At 66.3% G+C, this 21,531-nt stretch carries 17 protein-coding genes; 9 read left to right on the top strand and 8 right to left on the bottom strand.

What is annotated here, in order from left to right; all coding sequences use genetic code 11:
- Positions 1 to 1,059, bottom strand: coding sequence for a biotin synthase (locus APT63_01470; protein AMA44388.1), 1,059 nt, complete (start codon positions 1,057 to 1,059; stop codon positions 1 to 3).
- Positions 1,060 to 1,138: 79 nt separating this feature from the next.
- On the opposite strand from APT63_01470, the gene APT63_01465 reads away from it, so the two are divergent.
- From APT63_01465 to APT63_01440, 6 genes are all read left to right on the top strand, one after another.
- Positions 1,139 to 1,876: an amidophosphoribosyltransferase gene (locus tag APT63_01465; protein ID AMA44387.1), complete on the top strand. Its 738-nt coding sequence runs from the start codon at positions 1,139 to 1,141 to the stop codon at positions 1,874 to 1,876.
- Positions 1,877 to 2,090: 214 nt separating this feature from the next.
- Positions 2,091 to 2,546: a transposase gene (locus tag APT63_01460; GenBank protein ID AMA44386.1), complete on the top strand. Its 456-nt coding sequence runs from the start codon at positions 2,091 to 2,093 to the stop codon at positions 2,544 to 2,546.
- Between the two features lie 655 nt (positions 2,547 to 3,201).
- Positions 3,202 to 3,966 carry a molybdenum-dependent transcriptional regulator gene (locus APT63_01455; protein AMA44385.1) on the top strand — a complete coding sequence of 255 codons (765 nt, stop codon included), beginning with the start codon at positions 3,202 to 3,204 and terminating at the stop codon, positions 3,964 to 3,966.
- An 89-nt stretch (positions 3,967 to 4,055) separates the two neighbouring features.
- Positions 4,056 to 5,030 carry a serine/threonine protein kinase gene (locus tag APT63_01450; GenBank protein ID AMA44384.1) on the top strand — a complete coding sequence of 325 codons (975 nt, stop codon included), beginning with the start codon at positions 4,056 to 4,058 and terminating at the stop codon, positions 5,028 to 5,030.
- Between the two features lie 61 nt (positions 5,031 to 5,091).
- A complete protein-coding gene (locus APT63_01445) occupies positions 5,092 to 5,979 on the top strand; it encodes a chloramphenical resistance permease RarD (protein ID AMA44383.1) in 888 nt (295 codons plus the stop codon).
- Between the two features lie 419 nt (positions 5,980 to 6,398).
- Positions 6,399 to 8,588, top strand: coding sequence for a malate synthase G (locus tag APT63_01440; GenBank protein ID AMA44382.1), 2,190 nt, complete (start codon positions 6,399 to 6,401; stop codon positions 8,586 to 8,588).
- Between the two features lie 621 nt (positions 8,589 to 9,209).
- Here APT63_01440 and APT63_01435 read toward each other — a convergent pair.
- Positions 9,210 to 9,668: a two-component system response regulator gene (locus APT63_01435; GenBank protein AMA44381.1), complete on the bottom strand. Its 459-nt coding sequence runs from the start codon at positions 9,666 to 9,668 to the stop codon at positions 9,210 to 9,212.
- 205 nt (positions 9,669 to 9,873) lie between these two features.
- On the opposite strand from APT63_01435, the gene APT63_01430 reads away from it, so the two are divergent.
- From APT63_01430 to APT63_01420, 3 genes are all read left to right on the top strand, one after another.
- Complete coding sequence (locus APT63_01430; protein AMA44380.1) at positions 9,874 to 11,811, top strand: cyclic nucleotide-binding protein; 1,938 nt, start codon at positions 9,874 to 9,876, stop codon at positions 11,809 to 11,811.
- Positions 11,812 to 11,819: 8 nt separating this feature from the next.
- Complete coding sequence (locus APT63_01425) at positions 11,820 to 12,524, top strand: DNA polymerase III subunit epsilon (GenBank protein ID AMA47761.1); 705 nt, start codon at positions 11,820 to 11,822, stop codon at positions 12,522 to 12,524.
- Positions 12,525 to 12,641: 117 nt separating this feature from the next.
- A complete protein-coding gene (locus APT63_01420; GenBank protein AMA44379.1) occupies positions 12,642 to 15,647 on the top strand; it encodes a hypothetical protein in 3,006 nt (1,001 codons plus the stop codon).
- On the opposite strand, the gene APT63_01415 is transcribed toward APT63_01420, so the two are convergent.
- From APT63_01415 to APT63_01390, 6 genes are read right to left on the bottom strand one after another with little or no spacing between them, the layout of a single operon-like run.
- On the bottom strand, positions 15,620 to 17,062 hold the full coding sequence (locus APT63_01415; protein ID AMA44378.1) for a serine/threonine protein kinase: 1,443 nt from the start codon (positions 17,060 to 17,062) through the stop codon (positions 15,620 to 15,622). The two genes, APT63_01420 and APT63_01415, sit on opposite strands and share 28 nt — an antisense overlap.
- Positions 17,062 to 17,814 carry a lipopolysaccharide kinase gene (locus APT63_01410; GenBank protein ID AMA44377.1) on the bottom strand — a complete coding sequence of 251 codons (753 nt, stop codon included), beginning with the start codon at positions 17,812 to 17,814 and terminating at the stop codon, positions 17,062 to 17,064. The genes APT63_01415 and APT63_01410 overlap by 1 nt, the downstream gene beginning before the upstream one ends.
- Positions 17,811 to 18,545: a heptose kinase gene (locus tag APT63_01405; protein AMA44376.1), complete on the bottom strand. Its 735-nt coding sequence runs from the start codon at positions 18,543 to 18,545 to the stop codon at positions 17,811 to 17,813. Before APT63_01405 ends, APT63_01410 begins: the two co-directional genes overlap by 4 nt.
- On the bottom strand, positions 18,545 to 19,351 hold the full coding sequence (locus APT63_01400) for a heptose kinase (GenBank protein ID AMA44375.1): 807 nt from the start codon (positions 19,349 to 19,351) through the stop codon (positions 18,545 to 18,547). The genes APT63_01405 and APT63_01400 overlap by 1 nt, the downstream gene beginning before the upstream one ends.
- Positions 19,348 to 20,472 carry a glucosyltransferase I RfaG gene (locus APT63_01395; protein ID AMA44374.1) on the bottom strand — a complete coding sequence of 375 codons (1,125 nt, stop codon included), beginning with the start codon at positions 20,470 to 20,472 and terminating at the stop codon, positions 19,348 to 19,350. Before APT63_01395 ends, APT63_01400 begins: the two co-directional genes overlap by 4 nt.
- Positions 20,472 to 21,530: an ADP-heptose--LPS heptosyltransferase gene (locus tag APT63_01390; GenBank protein AMA44373.1), complete on the bottom strand. Its 1,059-nt coding sequence runs from the start codon at positions 21,528 to 21,530 to the stop codon at positions 20,472 to 20,474. The genes APT63_01395 and APT63_01390 overlap by 1 nt, the downstream gene beginning before the upstream one ends.
- Position 21,531: the final 1 nt, after the last annotated feature.

The raw sequence follows: 21,531 nt of genomic DNA, 5'->3' as shown, positions 1-21,531 counted from the left end.
TCACGCCGAGACGGCGTCGTAGAACAGCTCGCCGTTGCGCTGCTCGATCACGGCCTGCTCGATCGCGGCCTGGTGCACTTCGTCGGCATGCCCTTCGCCGGCCTCGGGCTGGATGCCCAGGCGTGCGAACAGCTGCATGTCCCGATCGGCCTGCGGGTTGCCGGTGGTCAGCAGCTTCTCGCCGTAGAAGATCGAGTTGGCGCCGGCCAGGAAGGCCAGGGCCTGCATCTGCTCGTTCATCTGTTCACGGCCAGCGGAGAGTCGGACATGGGACTGCGGCATGAGGATCCGCGCCACGGCCAGCATGCGGATGAAATCGAACGGATCGACATCTTCTTCATTGGCCAGTGGGGTACCGGCCACCTTGACCAGCATGTTGATCGGCACCGACTCGGGGTGCTCGGGCAGGTTGGCCAGCTGGATCAGCAGATTGGCGCGGTCGTCGAGCGACTCGCCCATGCCCAGGATGCCCCCGGAGCAGATCTTCATGCCGGCATCGCGCACGTATGCCAGGGTCTGCAGACGCTCGGCGTAGGTGCGGGTGGTGATGATGCTGCCGTAGAACTCCGGCGAGGTGTCGAGGTTGTGGTTGTAGTAGTCCAGACCGGCCTCGGCCAGGGCGGCGGTCTGTTCACGGTCGAGCCGGCCGAGGGTCATGCAGGTTTCCAGGCCCATGGCCTTGACCCCTTGGACCATCTGCAGGACATAGGGCATGTCCTTGGCCGACGGATGCTTCCAGGCCGCGCCCATGCAGAAACGGGTCGAGCCGATGGCCTTGGCGCGAGCGGCCTCTTCCAGCACCTTCTGCACTTCCATCAGCTTCTGCTTTTCCAGCCCGGTGTTGTAATGACCGGACTGCGGGCAGTACTTGCAGTCTTCGGGGCAGGCGCCGGTCTTGATCGACAGCAAGGTCGAGACCTGCACGCGGTTGGCGTCGAAATGCGCGCGGTGCACGCTTTGCGCCTGGAACAGCAGGTCGTTGAACGGTTGCTGGAACAGTGCGCGGACCTCGGCCAAGGTCCAGTCGTGACGGGTGGTTGCAATTGTGCTGGCGCTCATCGGCGTTTCCCTAGGTAGGCTCTGACACGCGCCGGAACCCCAGCGCATCACGGATGAGGCGAATAGTCGGGGAAGCCCTATGCACTGTCAACCCAGATACATGAGCATGGTTTACAAGTGGTTAAACAATGAACATTTCTGTACATTGTGCAGCGAGCCTGCGCAGCAACCCTATCCGTTGTGTGCCGAGTGCGAAGCTGAACTGCCCTGGCTGGACAGCAGATGTCGCGTGTGTGCACTGCCCTTGCCCCTCGATGGCCTGACCTGCGGGGCCTGTCATCGACGGCGCCCGGCTTTCCAGCAGGTCCAGGCGCTCTGGTACTACGGTTTTCCCGTCGACAGCCTGATCACACGGTTCAAGCACCAGGCGCGCTGGCCCTTGGGGCGGGTGATGGCGGACGTGCTGGGCATGGCGCTGCAGCACCGCTTCGCCGAAGGGTTGCCGCGACCGGATCGACTGGTACCCGTGCCCCTGGCACGGCGACGCCTGCGCCAGCGCGGGTTCAACCAGGCGGCACTGCTGGCGCAGTGGTTGTCGAAGGCCCTGGGGATCGATTGCGACCTGCAGTGCGTCGCGCGCACCCGTGACACCCCGGCCCAGCAGCGCCTGCAGGCGGCGGCGCGTCGGCGCAACTTGTACCAGGCCTTTCAGGTGCTCGATCCCGGTGCCGTAGAAGGTCTGCACCTGGCTCTCGTCGACGACGTGCTCACCACCGGCGCCACGGCCCAGGCCCTGGCCAGCCTGCTGCGCCAGGCCGGCGCGCGTCGGGTGGACGTGTACTGCCTGGCGCGCACGGCCAAGCCGGGGCATGCGTGAGTATCGGAGCTTGCGCAGGTAGCGGCGGCGCCTGCAATCGCTGGCAAGCCAGCTCCCACAGGGCCTGCGGCGCTGCGCTTGCTGGACGGCTGGACGGCTGGACGGCTGGACGGCTGGAAGGGTGTCGTCGATGACGCGTAACGGTAAGCGAGCAACTCGTGGATGCCCAGCTATCCCTTCTGCTGAAACACACCTTTTGTCAGGAGCCACGGACATGGAACGTCCACGGAGTGAACGCTTGAGGGCAGGTCGCTTCTCGCAAAGAAACGGCATCTACCTGCTGACCACGACCACCCTCGACAGGCAGCCACTGCTGGCTGACTGGTCTGCGGCCCGTACGGTGGTCGCGCAATTTCGCCAGGTCCAGGCCGAAGGTCGAGCGTGCTCGTTGGCGTGGGTGGTCATGCCCGACCATTTTCATTGGCTGGTGCAGTTGGGTCCGGTCTCGCTTGCGACGCTGATGCGACAGGTCAAGTCTCGCAGTGCCTTGCAGCTCAACAGGTGCCTGGGGCGAACCGGCGCGGTCTGGCAAACGGGTTTTCATGACCGCGCCCTGCGCCGTGAAGAAGACCTCAAGGTCGTTGCGCGTTATATCGTCATGAATCCTGTAAGGGCTGGGCTGGTCCGACGGGTGGGCGACTATCCGCATTGGGATGCGGTCTGGCTCTGAACCCTGCGTCTTACAGCCTGATAGTCCGCGGTGTCTGAATCGCTGGCAAGCCAGCTCCCACAAGGCCTGCAGCGCTTCGCTGGCAGGCTGTGGCGGCGGGTTCAGAGGCTTTGTCTTCCAAGCCCTCGCGGTCTTGCCAGCCCTTGCAGGCTCACGACACCGCCCTGTCAGGCTGGACGCTAAACCTGTGGGAGCAACTGTCTTTTCTACTCGGTACATGCCCGACCGCATGCGGCGCCTGGCAGGGCCCTATCACTGGCAAGCCAGCTCCCACCCAGACCTCTGCAGCCATCGATGTAGGCATGACTGCGCAAGCAGCTTGTGGGAGCAATTTTTTCTACTTGGTACATGCCCGTTCGCATGGACTGATGTGTGGGCTTACCCGCGACGCAGGCGGCGCCTGGCAGGGCCCTATCGCTGGCAAACCAGCTCCCACCCAGACCTCTGCAGCCAGCAATGCAGGCATCGCTGCGCAAGCAGCTTGTGGGAGCGGGCTTGCCCGCGATGGGGCCGCTGCCGCTTTTGCAGTGAAAGACCGACGTCCTGCCGAAGCGGTCTCGACCGCTGAAAGCGCCATGGCCTCGACTAGGTGGATTGACTTACCCCCTGCCCCGCGGCACCGTCCGTATTCCACTCCATGCCATCGACGATCGCCATGTCCTTGCCTGCCCTGCTCACCCAGCACATCGCCCGCCGCCCCCACCGGGTCGCGTTGCTGCAACACATCGCCGAACAAGGCTCGATCACGCGAGCGGCCAAGGCGGCGGGCATGAGCTACAAGGCTGCCTGGGATGCCATCGATGAACTCAACAACCTGGCCACGCACCCTCTGGTCGAACGCAGCACTGGGGGCCGTGGCGGTGGTGGTGCGCGACTGTCCGACGAAGGCGAACGCGTGCTGCGCCTGTACCTGCGTCTGCAGCGCCTGCAAGCGCAGGTGCTGGAAGCCGCCGAGCACGTGGACGACCTGGACCTGCTGGGGCGATTGACGCTGCGCACCAGCGCCCGCAATCAATGGCAGGGGCAGGTCAGCGCCATCACCCCTGCCGGGCACCATGACCGGCTTCAGTTGACCCTGGCCGGCGGGCTGGTGATCGTCGCGTCCATCACCCGTGGCAGCACTCAGCGGCTGGCCCTGGACGTCGGTGCCCCAGTCATCGCCCTGCTCAAGGCCGGCGCCGTTGCCTTGAGCCGCGAACCCGGCGCGATCGATCCCGCCTGCAACGCTCTGCGCGCCCGCGTCGACAGCCTGGTGCCCGACCCGGGCGGCCCCAGTGAACTGAGCCTGCAACTGGACAATGGCCAGACCCTCTGCGCCTTCGCCGAAGCCGCGTGGCTCGAGGCCCATTCGGTGCGCATCGGCGACCTGCTCTGGGCCCGCTTCGAGGCTTCCCAGGTATTGCTGGGCGTGCCCGCCTGACGCGGCTTCGGTACGGCTACCTCCTACCCGTCCCAGTCGATCGCCTCCAATGCGCTACCATGGCCTTACGTAGCCCCTTCGGAGTCAGCATGTCCCATCCTTTCGATACCCTCACCCCCGATCTCGTCCTGGACGCGGTGGAGAGCCTGGGCTTTCTCAGCGACGCCCGCGTGCTGGCCTTGAACAGTTACGAGAACCGCGTCTACCAAGTCGGGCTGGAGGACGATGCGCCGGTGATCGCCAAGTTCTATCGGCCCGGTCGCTGGAGCGATGCCGCCATTCTGGAAGAGCATGCATTCAGCGCCGAGTTGGCGGCCTGCGAGGTACCTCTGGTCGCGCCGCTCACCCATGACGGCAAGACCCTGTTCGAGCACCGCGATTTTCGCTTTGCCCTCTTCCCACGCCGGGGTGGCCATGCGCCCGAACCCGGCAACCTGGACCAGCTCTACCGGTTGGGCCAGCTGCTGGGCCGACTCCATGGCGTGGGGGCGACACGCCCGTTCGAGCACCGTGAGGCCCTGACCGTGGCCAATTTCGGCCACGCTTCGCTGGACACCCTGCTGCGCAACGGTGTCGTGCCCAAGGAGCTGCTGCCCGCCTTCGAGTCGGTGGCCCGCGATCTGCTCAAGCGGGTCGAGGCCATCTACGCTGCCACCCCCCACCAGGTGATCCGCCTGCACGGCGACTGCCACCCCGGCAACCTGATGTACCGTGACGAGCGCTTCAACGTCGTCGACCTCGACGACTGCCGTACCGGGCCTGCGGTCCAGGACCTGTGGATGATGCTCGCAGGCACCCGCGAGGAACGCCTCGGGCAGTTGGCCGAGCTGATCGATGGCTACAACGAATTCCACGACTTCGACCCTCGCGAGCTGGCCTTGATCGAGCCACTGCGGGCCCTGCGTCAGTTGCACTACAGCGCCTGGCTGGCGCGTCGCTGGGACGACCCGGCCTTCCCGCGCAGCTTCCCGTGGTTCGGTCAGCCGCGCTACTGGGGCGATCAGATCCTGGCCCTGCGCGAACAGCGCGCCGCCCTGGACGAGGCGCCGCTGAAGCTGTTCTGAAAGACCTCTTTCATCACGACGGGGCACCCCTGCCCCCTCATTCCTGCAAGGAAAAACGGCAATGCACGCTGCAAACCCGCGTCGCGGGTATCTCCTGGGCCTGGCGGCCTACATCATCTGGGGCTTGTTCCCCCTTTACTTCAAGGCCATCCAGAGCGTTCCGGCCGCCGAAATCATCGTCCACCGGGTGCTCTGGTCAGCGGTGATCGGCGCGCTGCTGCTGATGGTCTGGAAGCATCCCGGCTGGTGGCAGGCCTTGCGCGATCATCCACGCCGTCTGGCGATCCTGGCCCTGAGCGGCACGTTGATCGCCGGCAACTGGCTGACCTACGTCTGGGCCGTGAACAACGGGCGGATGCTCGAGGCCAGCCTGGGCTACTACATCAACCCGCTGGTGAACGTGCTGCTGGGCATGCTGCTGCTCGGCGAGCGGCTGCGGCGCCTGCAATGGGTCGCCGTGCTGCTGGCCGCGCTCGGCGTGGCCCAGCAGGTGTGGCAGGTCGGCAGCCTGCCCTGGGTCTCGCTGACCCTGGCGCTGACCTTCGGCTTCTATGGGCTGATCCGCAAGAAGGCCCCCGTGGCTGCACTGCCAGGCCTGGTGGTGGAAACGTGGATGCTGGTGCCGCTGGCAGTGGGCTGGCTACTGCTGAACCCGACCGCCAGCACCGCGCAACCGGCGTTCTACACCAGCAGCGAGGCGCTCTGGCTGATCGCCGCCGGCCCGGTCACGCTGGTGCCCCTGGTCTGTTTCAACGCAGCCGCCAGACACCTGCCCTACACCACCTTGGGCTTTTTGCAGTACCTGGCGCCCACGTTGGTCCTGCTGCAAGCCGTGCTCCTGTTCGACGAACACCTGTCGTCGTCCACCCTGGTGGCCTTCATGTTCATCTGGGCAGGCCTGGCCGTCTACACGGTGGACATCCTCACCCAGTTACGCAAACGCAGCTGATCATTAAATGAACAACCTGCCGCAGCCCGCGAATCTCGTGGGCTGTAGCATTCTTCCCAAAGGTTATCCACAAGCCTACCCACGCACGGTGTGCACAAGCGCTACAGATTTGTACCTTTTTTGTACAAACTCCCACAACCCTTGCACCGTGGGCCCTCCAGCCGTACACCCCCAGGTTATCCACAAGCAGGCGCACGAAAAGCTTGGATAACCAACGACCGGTTCGACCCTGCCTCAGATGCCGTCATCGTGCCAGCCATGCGCACGACTCGCGCCGCATGTTCACGCCAGCCTCGCTTCATGTAGTATCCGCCAAGACGGACTACAAGATTGCACGACACCCCCCCTGCAACGAGCGGTCTGACCGGCACCACGCGTCACCCCTACGAACAAGACAGCTGAGCAGAGTGAGGCACACCATGACTGAACGGATCAATGTCGGCGGCTTTCAGGTCGCCAAGGTCTTGCACGATTTCATCGTCGACGAAGCCTTGCCAGGCACAGGTATCGACGCCGACCGGTTCTGGTCGCATGCCACGGCGCTGATCGAGGCGCTCGCACCGCGCAACCGGGCCTTGCTCGCGCAACGGGACGCGCTACAGGCGCAGATCGATGACTGGCACCGCGCCCATCGGGGCGAGCCACACGATGCCGCGGCCTACAAGGCGTTTCTGCAGGAGATCGGCTACCTGCTGCCATCGGTCGACGACGTCCAGATCACCACCGAGAACGTCGACGAGGAAATCGCTCAGTTGGCTGGGCCGCAACTGGTGGTGCCCGTGACCAATGCACGGTTTGCCTTGAACGCGGCCAATGCCCGGTGGGGCTCGCTGTACGATGCGCTCTATGGCACCGACGCCATCGCCGAAGACGGCGGCGCGCAGCGAGGCGCGGGCTACAACCCGGTACGGGGTGCACGGGTCATCGCCTTCGCCCGCGCGTTCCTCGACCAGGCCGCGCCGCTGGCCACGGGCTCGCACACAGGCAGCACGCGCTACCACGTGGAACACGGCGCCCTGCAGGTCACCCTGGCCGATGGGCAGTCCAGTGGCCTGCGCGACCCGTCCCAACTGGTCGGCTACCGTGGCCAGCCCGAGGCGCCGACGGCCATTCTGCTGCGCCACCATGGCCTGCACGTGGAACTCCAGATCGACGCCGAGACGCCCATCGGACGCACGGACAGCGCAGGGATCAAGGACCTGCTCATGGAAGCGGCCTTGACCACCATCATGGACTGCGAGGATTCGGTCGCCGCCGTGGATGCCGAGGACAAGACGCTCGTCTACCGCAACTGGCTGGGCCTGATGAAGGGCGATCTCTGCGAGCGCGTCACCAAGTCCGGCACGACCTTCACCCGTACCTTGGCGTCGGATCGCGAGTACACCCGCGCCGACGGTGGCCAACTCATCCTGCCAGGCCGCTCACTGCTGTTCGTGCGCAACGTCGGCCACCTGATGACGACGCCTGCCGTGCTCGACGGCCACGGCAACGAGGTGCCGGAAGGCATGCTCGATGCCCTGGTCACCGGCCTGGCCGCGCTGCACGACCTCAACGGTGCCGGTCACTGGCGCAACAGCCGCAGCGGGAGTGTGTACATCGTCAAGCCGAAGATGCATGGTCCTGAGGAGGTGGCTTTCGCCGTCGAGCTGTTCAGTGGCGTGGAAACAGTACTGGGCCTGGCGCGCCACACGTTGAAGATCGGCATCATGGACGAGGAGCGGCGCACCACGGTCAACCTCAAGGCCTGCATCGGGGCGGCGGCCGAGCGCGTGGTGTTCATCAACACCGGGTTCCTCGACCGCACCGGCGACGAGATCCATACGTCCATGGAGGCCGGTGTCATGGTGCGCAAGGGCATCATGAAGCAGCAGGCCTGGATCGGCGCCTACGAGAACAACAACGTCGACGTGGGCCTGGCGGCCGGCTTGCCGGGCCGGGCGCAGATCGGCAAAGGCATGTGGGCCATGCCCGACCTGATGGCGGCGATGCTGGAGCAGAAGGTCGCGCACCCCCTGGCCGGTGCCAGTACGGCCTGGGTGCCGTCACCGACCGCCGCCGTGCTGCACGCCCTGCACTATCATCGCGTCGATGTTCGCGCCCGTCAGGCCGAGCTGGCCGCCCGTGCACCGGCCGCCCTGGACGACCTGCTCACGCTGCCCCTGGTCGAGGGCGCACCGGGAACCGTCGAAGAGATTCGCCTCGAAGTGGACAACAATGCCCAGAGCATCCTGGGGTACGTGGTGCGCTGGATTGACCAGGGCATTGGCTGCTCCAAGGTGCCGGACATCCATGACGTCGGCTTGATGGAAGACCGCGCCACCCTGCGCATTTCCAGTCAGCTGCTGGCCAACTGGCTGCGTCATGGGGTGATCGATGAAGCGCAGGTGATGGAAAGCCTGACCCGCATGGCAGCCGTGGTGGATCGGCAGAATGCCGATGATCCGCACTATCGCCCGATGACGCCGCACGTCGCCGACAGCATCGCCTTCCAGGCGGCCCGGGAGTTGATCGTCGAGGGTGCTCGGCAACCCAACGGCTACACCGAGCCGGTGCTGCATCGTCAACGGCAGGCGTTCAAGGCGCGTGCGCAGGAATGCCGGGACGTGTGAAACGCCAGGCGATAGCCGGCTGGCGACACCGTGACGTCGCCACCGCTATCGCTGGCAAGCCAGCTCCCACAGAACCGCGATGGCCTGCAACGCCGCAGTGGGGCTACGGGTGTAGAGCGGCCCCTGCCGGGACGCCGGACCGGCCGCGATTGGGCCCGCCAGGGCCCACATTAGCACTTGGCGGAAACCATAAAATCTCCCACAAGTGGCTTCGTCATTGTGTGGCTACCTGCTTGAAAGGGCTACCTGTGGGAGTCCGCCCGCCGCCTTGGCGCCGCGCTGTCGCACAGAGAACATGGCGATAGCTGGCAGGATCCGAAGCTTCATTGCTAATCGATTTTAGGGCCGCTTTGCGGCCCATCGCGGCACAGGGGCCGCTCCTACACCCGTAGCCCCACCGCGGGATTACAGGCTATCGCGGTCACCTGTGGGAGCGGCCCCTGTGCCGCGATTGGGCCCGCAGGGCCCACAAAGTTCTGAAATTATTTCCTTTGAAATCAGTAAGCTAGTTTTTGCTCTATAGAACCTGGCTTGCCAGCGATAGAGCCCGTACACCTGCCCCATGGTTCAGCAAGCAATCTGTTCGCCCTGGCGCTTCTTCCCTCGTCAGGCCAGACCCGGTCAGACACCCAGCTCCTGCCTGACCAGACACAGCAGCTTGTCGAGGTCGACCGGCTTGAGCAGAAAATCCACGACCCCCAGGTGCATGACGTCCACCGCCTCGGCCACATCGGTATCGCCAGAGACCACGATGATCGACAGCGCCGCCCACCTCGAGTGGCGAATCAGTCGAATCAGCTCGAGGCCATCCTGGGGTTCACTGGGATCGGCCGTGGCCATGCGCAGGTCGGTGATCATCACGCCGATGTTTGGCTCGCACGCCAGGATCTCCAAGGCCTGAGCGGCGTTGGCCGCCTCCAGGCACGTGAGGTCCTTGGTGCTCAAGTAGATGCACAACGCCTGGCGATTGACGTCATTGTCATCCACCACCAGCACACACTGGGGCGACGCAACGGGCGTGCCCAGGTGAGCCAGCAGCTCACGCTCGGCGTCGCTCAAGATGTCATCGTGCTCACCCATGGTCTACTCGCGTAAGTCCCGTTCATCCAGTTCAGACCGCAAACCTGTGGCGCGCAAGCGACCTTTCGTCGGGGTTCCGACAGAGGGCCGCTGACGGTCGGCTCTAGACTTACGTCCAATGGGCAGGTCATGGCCTTCGTTCGACCATGCCCGTACAACAACAGACCGCGCGCACTCGGCGCCGGCATGACGATGCGGTAGGGCGATGAGCAGACAGGACGCCTTCGACAAGGCTGGCAAGACCGCCGTGTTGCAGAACATCCAGGGCACCGTGCAGTTCCTGCAGCGCTTCCCACCGTTCAACCAGATGGAGCAGGCCCACCTGGCGTACCTGGTCGAGCAGTGCCAGTTGCGCTTCTATGCCGCCGGCGAAAGCATCCTCAGGCCCAGCGATGGCGCTGTCGAGCACTTCCACATCGTCAAACAGGGACGCGTGGTCGGTGAACGGCAACAGGCGACCCGCCCTGGCATGGAGACCACGTTCGAAATCACCACGGGCGAATGCTTCCCGCTGGCCGCGCTACTGGGCGAGCGCGCCACACGCACCGAGCATCTAGCCGGCGAAGACACCTTCTGCCTGCAACTGAACAAGGCCGCGTTCATCCGCGTGTTCTCCCTGTCCGAACCCTTTCGCGATTTCGTCCTGCGCGGGGTGAGCAGCCTGCTCGACCAGGTCAACCAGCAGGTACGGCGCCAGGCAGTGGAAACGCTGGGTACGCAATACTCATTGAACACACCGCTGGGTGAGCTGGCCATGCGTCATCCGGTGGCCTGCGCACCGGACACACCGATGCGTGAAGCCGTCCGCATGATGCACGAGCAACAGGTCGGCAGCATCGTGGTCGTCGATCCGCACCGTGTTCCGGTCGGCATCTTCACCTTGCGCGACCTGCGTCAGGCGGTGGCCCACGCCAGCGCCGAGCTGGAGGCGCCCATTCACCAGCACATGACAGCCGCCCCCTTCTCCCTGGACCCCAAGGCCAGTGCCTTTGATGCGGCCATGGCGATGACGGAACGCCACATCGCCCATGTCTGCCTGGTCGAGGACGGGCGTCTGTGTGGCGTGGTATCGGAGCGCGACCTGTTCTCCCTGCAGCGTGTCGACCTGGTCCACCTGGCCCGGACCATTCGCCATGCCTCGCGGCTGGAGCATCTGGTGGCGCTACGCCAGGAGATCGGCATGCTGGTCGAGCGCATGTTGGCCCATGGCGCCTCCTCGACGCAGATCACGCAGATCATCACCTTGCTCAACGACCATACCGTCTGCCGGGTCATCGAACTGGCCCTTGCCGAACGCGGTGATCCTGGCGTCGCTTTCAGCTGGCTGTGCTTCGGCAGCGAGGGCCGTCGCGAACAGACCTTGTACACCGACCAGGACAACGGCATCGTCTTCGAGGCAGACGATGCCGCTGACGCGCACGCGATCCGGGAACGCTTGCTGCCGCTGGCACGACACATCAACCAGTGCCTGGCCCAGTGCGGCTTCAGCCTGTGTACCGGCAACGTCATGGCAGGCAACCCGGCGCTGTGCCTGTCACGCACGGAATGGGCGCGGCGCTTCGCCGAGTTCATCCGCGAGGCATCGCCCGACAACCTGCTGGGGTCGAGCATCTACTTCGACCTGCGGGTGGTCTGGGGCGAGCACTCGGCTGGCGAGGCGCTGCGCCACGGCATCCTCGGGCAGGTGGCCGACAACCGGTTGTTCCAGCGCATGATGGCCGAGCATGCCTTGCGCCAGCGCCCTCCGGTCGGCCGCTTCCGCGATTTCGTGCTGACGCGCCAGGACGGCGAGCGCGCCGCTACCCTCGACCTCAAGGTGCAAGGCCTGACGCCCTTCGTCGACGGGGCCCGATTGCTGGCGCTGGCCCACGGCATCGGCGCCAACAATACCCTGGAGCGTCTGCGTCAACTGGTCGACAAGGGCGTGGTCGATACGCTCGATGGGGCCGCCTTCGAAGAGGCCTATCACTTCATCCAGCAGACGCGCATGCAGCAGCACCAGCGCCAGAGTCGCGAAGGCCGGCCTTATTCCAACCGCCTCGATCCCGACAGCCTGAACCACCTCGACCGGCGTATCCTGCGCGAATCCCTGCGCCAGGCCCAGCGCCTCCAGGCCAGCCTGGCCCTGCGGTATCAGCTGTGAGCTTCGATCTGCTGCGCTGGCTGCGCCCGAGCCTCCCCACGCTCGCACCAGACGTGCATCAGCGTCTCGCGGCGTTGCCGCCGCCTGAGCCACTGGGTTCGCACAGCCTGCGCGCCCAGCGCTGGGTGGTGCTCGACCTGGAAACCAGCGGCCTGGACACGCAGCGCGACCAGGTGCTGTCGATCGGTGCGGTGGTCATCGAGGATGGCGCCATCGCCTTGGGCCAGCAGTTCGAGCGCACCTTGTGCCGACCGAGCCAGAAGACCACCTCCAGCGTGCTCATTCACGGGCTCGGCCCCAGTGCCCTGGCGGCCGGCAGCGACCCCGGCGAAGCCCTGCTCGAGCTGCTCGAGTTCATCGGCGACAGCCCGGTGCTGGCCTTCCATGCTCCGTTCGATCAGCGGATGCTCGCGCGTGCGCTGAAGGACAGCCTGGGCCATCGCTTGCAGCACCCGTTCCTGGACGTGGCGGAACTGGCGCCGATGCTCAACCCCGAAACGGTCTTGCGCGAAGCGGGCCTGGACGACTGGACAGCACGCTTCGGCCTGCAGGTCCAGGCGCGCCACCATGCCAGCGCCGACGCCCAGGTGACCGCCGAGCTGGCCTTGATCCTGTTCAGCCAGGCACGCCGTCAGCAGCTCGACAGCCCGCTGCTGCTCGAGCAGCGCGTGCGGCAATGGCGCCGCCGCCAGACCGCCAGCACGCTTCTGTAGGCCCACCCCCACCCCGTCGGGATGGACGCATCGCGACGAGCGGCGGCGGTACATGCCTGTTGCCGAGCCGCCCGTGCACTCGGCCACCATGGCCGGCCCCTTCGCAGGAGCCCGACCATGACCCCTTTGCAACAATTCGAAGCGCTGGACCGGCAGGTGAAACAGCTGCTGGCGTTACCCGCCGGTATCGAGCGCAGCTTGAACCAGCAGCTCGCCCTGTGGCTGAACAGCCCCGACATTCGCGCCCATCACCTGCTCCTGGACGATGGCAGGACGTTGCTCGACCGTGTCGGCAAGCGGCTGCTGGAAGGCACACGCTTCACCGCGCCACCGACCGGCCAGGCCGGCGACAGCGAGATCCCCTTGCCGGCGGATTTCGCCGACCGGGTCGAAACGTTCTGTCAGCAGGTACGCCAGGCCTGGCACACACGCCACACCCAGCTCTGGACAGCCCGTGACGCCCGCGGCCTGACGTGCCAGGCACGGCTGGTGTCGCTGCGTCGAGAATACCTGGACACCGAACTGCGCCTGCGCCGGGCCGACGAAACCCTCGATGCCGTCCATGAACGGCTGCTTCGAACCTGCCTGGAATTTCCCCACGCCTGGCAACGCCAGCAGCTCCCCCTCGAGGCGCGCCCGCAGCTCTACAAGCTGTTGCTCGAAGGCGTCGACCCCAACTGGCGGCAATCGCTGCCCGGCACGTTGGTCCTGGTCCAGCAGGGCCCCGAGGGTCGGATGCTCAAGCACCACGAGGCCGTGGGCGTGGCGCTGCTGTGCAGTCTGTCCCATGGCATCGAGGCCTTCGCGAGCCTGGCCGCCTTGCACCAGGAGTTGTGCGAGCGGCTGGAGGACCCCATCCAGAGCGCGCCGTTGCTGGCGCTACTGGCAACGCCCCAGGACCGACAGCGCGCTCGCCAGGCCAGCCGCCTTCGCTATGACTGGCATACCGGCGACATGGTCGAGGCGCAGGTGCAGGCCGTGCGCGACGCCCAGCATCATCGCGCCATACGGGCCTGGCAGGACACTTGGCGCAGCGGGCTGCAACGGGATGTGCGCGCCTTCGACACCCAGCTCAAGGGCAAGCTGCGCATGGCCGCGTACCTCGACAGCCGGGGGGCGCTGGCCACCCGTTACGCCCTGCTGTTGGAGAAATACATGCCGGCCTGGTTACGCCAGGCGTCCCAGCAGTCTCTGACGCACATCATGCAGACCCTCCAGGAGCTGGCGACCGCGGTCGAACAGGCGGGCGCTCCCGGTCTGCCTACCCTGGAGCAGTTCACCACGCGCCATACCCTCAAGGCCTGGACACGTGCGCGCCTGAGCGAACGCCTGCACCGGGCCACCGGGCTCGATGTGACCTTGGACGACCTGCGCCTGACCGTCACCATGGCTCGCCAGATCGGCCCTCTGTTCAATCCCCTGTTGCCCAGCAGCTACATTCCCGTTGCCAGTCGGCCCCAGGTGGGCGAAACCGTCGAGCTGGTCTCGATCACCTACACGCTCGACGAACTGGCCTTGCTGAACGTCAGCTGGTTCGACATCGACTACTGGCTGACCGCGCGCCTGCACCGGGTCGACGGCAGTGCCGCCCCGGAAGGTCTGGACGCGGCGCTGATTCGACGACTGGTCCGCGAACTCGATGCAGGTGCCAATTACGCCTCCTTCCTGCGCACGCACCTGCTCACGTCCACCGCGGGCCAGTGGCGCCAGCGCGCGCACGGCCGCATCAATCGGGCGCGCATGCGCGCGGAGGCGGTCAAGGCGCTGTACGCCGGCCACTACCTGACGACCTGGCCAGGTCGAGGCTATGCCTGGGCCACCTGTGTGCTGGATTATCCGGACAGTGCGCACCGGCCCTGCTTCACGCATGCCGCGATCAACGTGCATCAATTGATGATCATGCAGCACACGGTGAGGGGCGTCCTGCTGGTGGCTGCCGAACAGGGTCGCATGAGCGGTTTTCTGGTGTATGCCCCCGATGCGCCCGACCGCCGCCCCTGGCGACATTACCGCAACGCGCGTCACCTGTTACGTGACCTGCGCGACAATCCTTCGCTGCGGGACTATGTCAAGGAGCGCCTGCCCCTGTTGCGTGCCCGTGAGGTGGAGGCCCTTCTGGTCAAGGGGCGACTGGGACCGCACCTGGCGCGTCCCGTCATTCAGGGCCATCTGTTCGATGCCTGCTACCGCGCCGAAGTGCATGCCCTGCTGGAAAAGGTCGACGCCAGCAGCAACACGCGCCTGGAGCTGGTCGGCGAGACAGCGTTGCACACGCTCTGGCTCCTGCTCGACCTGATCAGCCTGGTGCTCCCGCACCGCATCATGATGCCCGTGGCCTTCGGTCGCGCAGTGGTCTCGGCGCTCGAGGGCCTGGACGACCTTCAGGAAGGTGACCGCCACGGTGCCTTCCTCCAGCTGTTCGAGACCTTGTCCCACCTGGCCGACGGAGTGAGCAGTGCTGCCGGCTCGTCGATCATGCGGCGTGCGCTGCGGCACATACCCAGCAACCCGACGCTCACCTTGCCGAACCATTACCAGGTCGCGCCCAATGTCGACCGGTTGCGCTACCGACTGGGCGGCATCTATGGCGAGGGGGTCTATGAAAAGACTTCGTCGATCGCTGGCGTGACCGAATATTACGTCCAGGACGACGAAGGACGGTTCTATCAGGTGGTCTTCGACGGGCGCCGCTGGCGTGCGGTCGATCCCCAGCTGCCGGAGGCCTATACCAAGCTGCCGGTCAAGCGTCTGGCCAATGGCGCCTGGGTCATCGATTCACCGCTGCTCTGGCACGACGGCCTGCCAGACCTGACCCAGCTGTTCGAACAGTGCGCGGTGGCGCGACCGCCACAGGCCGGACCGCTGGCCGGCGGCGTCGGCCTTTACCAGGCTGCGGATGCACTGTACCTGCAGGCCGGGCCCTTGACCCTGCCCTTGCGCCAGCACCTGCTGCCCGATCACTACCACCTGTTGATCCCCCCTGCCCTCGTGGGCGGAGTAGAGGCCTGGGCCGTGCTGCGCTGGGAGGACGCGCAATGGCGCATCCGTGCCCATCAAGCCGGGCGCAGCAGCGGCTGGCTGGCCCTGCCAGCCCCTTACGAGCCCGCGCGCGGCAACAGCTGATCCAGGCGCCGATACAGCGCGCTGTCGGTCGGCCAGTTGCGCAGCAGGCGCGCACGGTCGCGGGCCTGGGCCGAAGCGAAGCTCATCTGCGAACTGTGCTGACACATGGCGTCCAGGTCGATCAACGACCAGCGATCGTCCTGCCAGAACAGGTTGTGACCTTTCAGATCGCCGTGGCTGATCCGTTCCTGGATCAGCCGCTGCATCAGCTCGACCAGCGCCTGGACCTGCGCCTCGGGCGCATCACCGCTGTCGACGAACGGCGCGAAGCACGCGATCAGGTCAGGGCCATCGACGTACTCGGTCACCAGGTAGGCGCGCTGGCGCAGGCCCAGGACCCGGTGCTCGAGCACGGCCAAGGGGCGCGGCGTAGCGATGTCGAGGAAGGTCAGGCGCTGGCCTTCGATCCAGGAATGCCAGGCACGGCTCGGACGCCAGAAGCGCTTGAACCAGTGCGCCACGTCCTTGATGTTGTAGCGCTTGAGTACCAGCTGGCGACCGCCGCTCTCGATCCGCGCCACCGTGGCGGCGCCGCCGGTCTTGTAGAGATGCCCCCGCTCGATCAACGCGTCGGCCTGCTCCAGAACCGGTAGCAGCGTCGGTAGCTGATCACGCTGCACCGCACGCAGACCGGACAGGCTGCGCTCGACGCTGAACAGCGTGCATTCGCGCCCCGCCTTGTCGAGGTAATCGCTCAGGCGCCAGGCCCGGACCTTGTTCACCTGCTTCTGCAAGGCCTCCAGCGGCAACGCGTGCTCGGCGTTGGCCAGCAGGTAGTGCACCAGCAACTCCTCGGTATAGGGCTCCAGGCGTTTCGGCAGCTGGGCGAAGAACACGCCGAGGTTTTCCAGCACGCGCTGGCGCGACAGGGGCTGACCAGGGGTTTCGGCCTTGATGCCGGCCCCGTCGATGAGGTACAGCGTATCGCCCTGGCGCAACAGGTTGTCCAGGTGCAGGTCTTCCTGCCAGAGCCCTTTGGCATGCAACTTGGCCACCGCTTCCAGGGCCTGCCCCAGGACCTCCTGCTGCGCATCGTCCAGGGGCGCCCGCGCTTCGACCGCGGCCCAGGCATCGCCCAGGCTGTGGGCCTGCTCCAGGTAGTCGAAGAGCAGCCAGCCGCCCTCGCCTTCGCTCAGCCCGTCGGCCAGTAACTGTGGCGTGCTCAAGCCTTGGGCCGCCAGCAGCCGTACACCCTCCAGCTCGCGCTGGAAATGCCGTGCCGCGCTCGGGCCGACCAGCAGCTTGGCCAGCACCGTACGGCCGCGCCAGATACCGGCCCCGACATAGCGCTGCCCGGGCAACACCCGCAGCAGACTCAGCAGCTGCAGCTCGGCGCTGCCTGCCGCATCGGCCAATGTGATGGACAGCGGCACCTCGGGGGTGCGGCCAGCCTGTTTCAGTTCAGACAAGCGCATCAACGCGTCTCCTTGTGGCGTCGCCGCTGGGTCAGTCGGGCCTGCCAAGTCTCGACCAGCGCGCTGTCGGGCGCCTGTTCGAGGTAGCTCGACAGCAGGACGCGCCGGTCCTGTTCCGTCCAGATCGGGGCTCGACGCAGCAGCGGCTCCAGGTCCTTGAGCCGATCACGCAGGCCGAACAACAGCGGCCGGGTCTTCTCCAGGTCGATCAATTGCGCCTGCCAGCCCTCGCTGCGCGCGCGCAGGAAAATATGCTTGGGATAGAAGCAACCATGCACCTGGCCTGCCGCGTGCAGCGTGCGCGCCAGCCGTCCGCAGGCCTGGAGGATACCCTGGCGCTGCGCAGTGTCCAGATGCGGCCATTGCTCCAGCAGGTGATCCAGATCGGTCCACTCATCCAGCGCGCGGGTCATCAACAGGGCGCAGCATTCGCCGCCCACCTTACGCTGACCGTAGAACACCGCCTGCAGGGCCGGGATGCCGAGTTTCTGGTAACGCGCGATGTTGCGAAACTCGCGGGCGAAGGTCGGCTCGCCCAACGGGCGGTGCAGGGTGTGCGTCAGGTAATTGCTCTGGCGCTTGAGGTAGTAGCCCTTGCCCTCCAGCTCCAGGCGATAGACGCTGCTCCAGCCGCCGCGCCCGGTGTTGGGCTCGTCGACGGCCTCGAGCTGCAGCGACCAGAGCGCGTCGAAATCGTCCAGGCCATGGCGCTGCAACAGGGCGCGCTCGGCATCGGCCAGGTAGTCGGTCATTCCCGCCCCTCGAAGAAAGCCACGACCTGGCGCACCCGGCGCTTGTCCGCCGTGGTGAGGCGGGCATGCCCGCGATAGCGCAGGTAGAACCGCAGTCGCTGCGTGGCTGAAAGATGGTATTTGGCGACCTTGTCCAGGCACGCCAGGTCCTTGATGAGCCGGTGACGCAGCATGAAGCCGCGCCAGAAGTCGCCGGTCGGGCAATCGATGAAGTACACCGTGGCCTGGTCGTCGACCAGGAGGTTGCGCCACTTCAAATCGTTGTGGGTGAAGTGGTGCTGGTGCATGACCCGGGTGTGCTGCGCCAGCTGATCGCTGATATGCGCCACCCAGGCGCGGTCGGCCAGGCGTGGGTCGTTGCGCTCGGCCAGCACCGAGAGGTCTTCGGTGCGCGGCAGCTCGCGGGTGATCATTGCCCCGCGACCGAAGGCCAGGCCGTTGCGCTCCAGCCCCCAGGCGACCACCTCGGCGGTCGGGATGTGCCACTTGGCGAACTGCTTGAGGTTCTGCCACTCGGCCTTGATCCGCGGGCGCCCCAGGTAGCGGCGCAGGCCCTTGCCCGCGCCGGTGTAGCGCTTGACGTAGTAGTTGACCCCATCGCGCTGGACGCGGACCACTTCGCTCAGGGGGTCGCGGGTCAGGCGCTCGCCCTGCAAGGCGAATACCGCGTCGAGGCTGCCGAAGTCGTCTGCCAAGTGCTGGTAGTCCGGTGCCAGTGTCCAGCCGGCCATCAGAGCGCGTCCCCGTAGCGTTGCTTGCGGGCATAGAGCTTGTTGGCCTTGCCACGCAAGGCCGCGAGCAATGCGGCCTCTTCGGCCAGGATCGTGCGCAGCGGCGCGCGGAAATAACCTTTGAGAAAGCGCAGCAGGTCACGGCGGGTCAGGCCGATGTCCAGGGCCGAGAAGTACAGGCCGGCCAGGTCCTTGTCGCGCCAGCGCCGGGGCGTGGCGGCACGCGTCTGGGCCCGGTGCAGGTCGATGAGCGACAGCTTCAGGTCGTCGGCGGTCACCGGCCGGTCGGTGTGCAACAGGAAATGGCAGATGTAGCAGTCGCGGTGGTTGACCCCGGCCCGGTGCATGGTGCCGGTCATGTTCGCGACCTCGGCGATCAGCGCGCGCTTGAGCCGAGGGGCAGGCGGCTGGCGTACCCAGTCGAGGCTGTAGTCCTCGAGGCTGATGGTCGGTGCCAGCTCTTCGGTGACGATGAACGAGTGCTGAGTGGCCGGGTTGTCGCCGCGCTCGCCGTAGGCCACGGCGGTCATGGTCGGTACGCCGGCCTGGTGCAGGCGTTCGAGCGCGCGCCACTCCTGACCGGCGCCGAGTACCGGCAGCTTGGCGGTGAGCAGGTTCTTGGCGATCTCGCCCCAGCCGATGCCGCGATGGATCTTGACGAAGTAGCCCTTGCCGTCGACTTCGGTGCGCAGCGTACGGCGCGCCTCCAGTTCCCGGTAGACCACGCCCTGCAGGCCCTCGACCGCCTCGAAGGGGTCGCGTCCGGCCCACAGCCGCGCGAAGGGTTCGGCCAGTATCAGTTTCATGGAGTCTCCTGCCCGAGGATCACGTCGGCGGCGCGCTGCGGCATGCTGTAGAGGTCGGCGCTGTCGGCGAAGGCCACACCATTGCGCGACCACTGGGCACGGGCGGCATCGTCTTCGAGCATGCGGCGCAGGCAGTCGTCGAGCTGCGCTTGCTCGAACGGCTCGTCCAGCACCTGGCCACTGTCGGCCTCGGCGATGTAATGGGCGTAGCCGCAGACCTTCGAGACCAGCACCGGCAGGCCGGCGACCACGGCTTCGAGCAGGACCGTGCCGGTGTTCTCGTTGTAGGCCGGGTGGATCAGCAGGTCGGCGCCCAGCAGGAAGCGCGGGATGTCGCTGCGCCCCTTGAGGAACTGCACGTGTTCGCCCAGCCCCAGCGCGGTGCTCTGCAACTGGAAGACCTTGGGGTCGTCCTGGCCGATCACCATCAGCCGGGTGCGTTTGCGCAAGGCTGGCGGCAACGCGGCGAGCGCCTTGAGGCTGCGGTCGACGCCCTTGGTCTTGAAGCCCGAGCCGATCTGCACCAGCAGCAGGTCATCGTCGGCCAGCTTGAATTCACGGCGGAACTGCGCGCGGATGGACGCGGCATCGGCCGGGCGGCGACGGTCCGGGGAGATGCCGGGGGGCAACAGGTGAAAGCGCTCGGCCGGTGTGCCGTAATGCTTGACGAACAACGGCTGCTGCACCTCGGAGATCATCAGGATCTCGGTGCTCGCCTCGCGCCCGAACACCGCGCGCTCGTAGTCGGCGAAGTGCCGGTAGCGGCCCCAACGGCGGTACAGCCCGCCGCGCAGGGTCTGCGCCTTGTCCTCGAAACAGCCGTCGGCAGCGTAGTAGACGTCCAGGCCCGGCATCTTGTTGAAGCCGATCAGGCGATCGACCGGGCGCCGTGCCAGGTCCGCCGCCATCCACGCGCTGAGCTTCTCGTTGCGCCGGTGGTTGAACAGCGCCTTGACCGGGGCCACGTTCACCTCGAAGCCGGGCGGCACGTCGCCTTCCCAGATCAGGGTGTACACGCGGATCTGGTGACCCCGTGCCTGGCACTCCAGGGCGATGCGCATGAAGTCACGCTGCAGTCCGCCGAAGGGGAAGTATTTGTAGAGTACGAAAGCCAGTTGCATCAACGAACAGCCTCGGTCAGCAGCAGCGTGCTCAGGCGGCTCGCCACGTGCTCGGGATTCAGGCGAGTGAAGCACAGCGGCCACTCGCGTTGGATGTCGAACCGGCGCAGGTCCTCGGCGCTCGGTTTGTAGGTGCAGGTCTTCTGCAGGCAAGGCGCGCAGGGCCAGTCGCTGCCCAGATGCACCTGGGCACGCCCGTAAGCGCCGGTCAGGCCAGGGTCGGTGGGGCCGAACAGCGACACGGTCGGCACGTCCAGTGCCGCGGCCAGGTGCCCGAGGCCGGTGTCCACTGCCACGCAGGCCCTGGCAGCGGCCAGGATACGGGCGACGCCAGCCAGGTTCAGCTTGGGCAATACCTGGCAATGCGCCAGGCCTTGGGCGATGCGCTCGGCCCGGGCCTTCTCGACCGGGTTGCCCCAGGGCAGGCAGACCTTCAGGCGGTGCTGATCCATGCGCTCGGCCAAGGTACGCCAGTAGGCTTCCGGCCAGTGCTTGGTGTCCCAGGTGGTGCCATGCAGGAACACCACGTACGGCGCAGTCGGCGGCAGGTCCAGACGGGACAGGTCCAGGCCGTAGTCGCCCAGCCCCTCGGGCAGGTCGTAGGCCAGCGCCAGGGCGAACAGTTGGCGCACGCGCTCCACGGCATGCTGGCAGAGGGCGACCGACAGGCGTCGGTCGTAGAAGCGGCTCGACCAGCCTTCGCGTGCCGAATAACGGTCCAGCCCGGCGACCGGCGCCTTGACGTAGCGCGTCAGCCACGCCGACTTGAGCAGGCCCTGGGCATCGATGACCAGGTCGTAGGAACGCTCGCGCACGCGCGCCTTGAACTGGCGCCACTCGCCGTTCTTGAACGTCTGCCAGAGCTGCTTGCGCCACCTGCGGATGTTCACCGGGATGACCTGGTCCACGGCCGGGTGCCAGCCGGGAATTTCGGCGAAGCCCTCCTCCACCACCCAGTCGAAGCGGATGCCGGGGATGGCGCGGGCCGCATCGGTCAGCGCCGGCAGCGTATGGATCACGTCGCCTAGGGACGAGGTCTTGACGATCAGCACACGCACG

Origin of the sequence: Pseudomonas monteilii, from assembly GCA_001534745.1 — a bacterium.
Taxonomy (GTDB): domain Bacteria; phylum Pseudomonadota; class Gammaproteobacteria; order Pseudomonadales; family Pseudomonadaceae; genus Aquipseudomonas; species Aquipseudomonas alabamensis.
The sequence above is the reverse complement of the archived record's forward strand: the minus strand, read 5'-3'. Positions and strand labels throughout refer to the sequence as shown.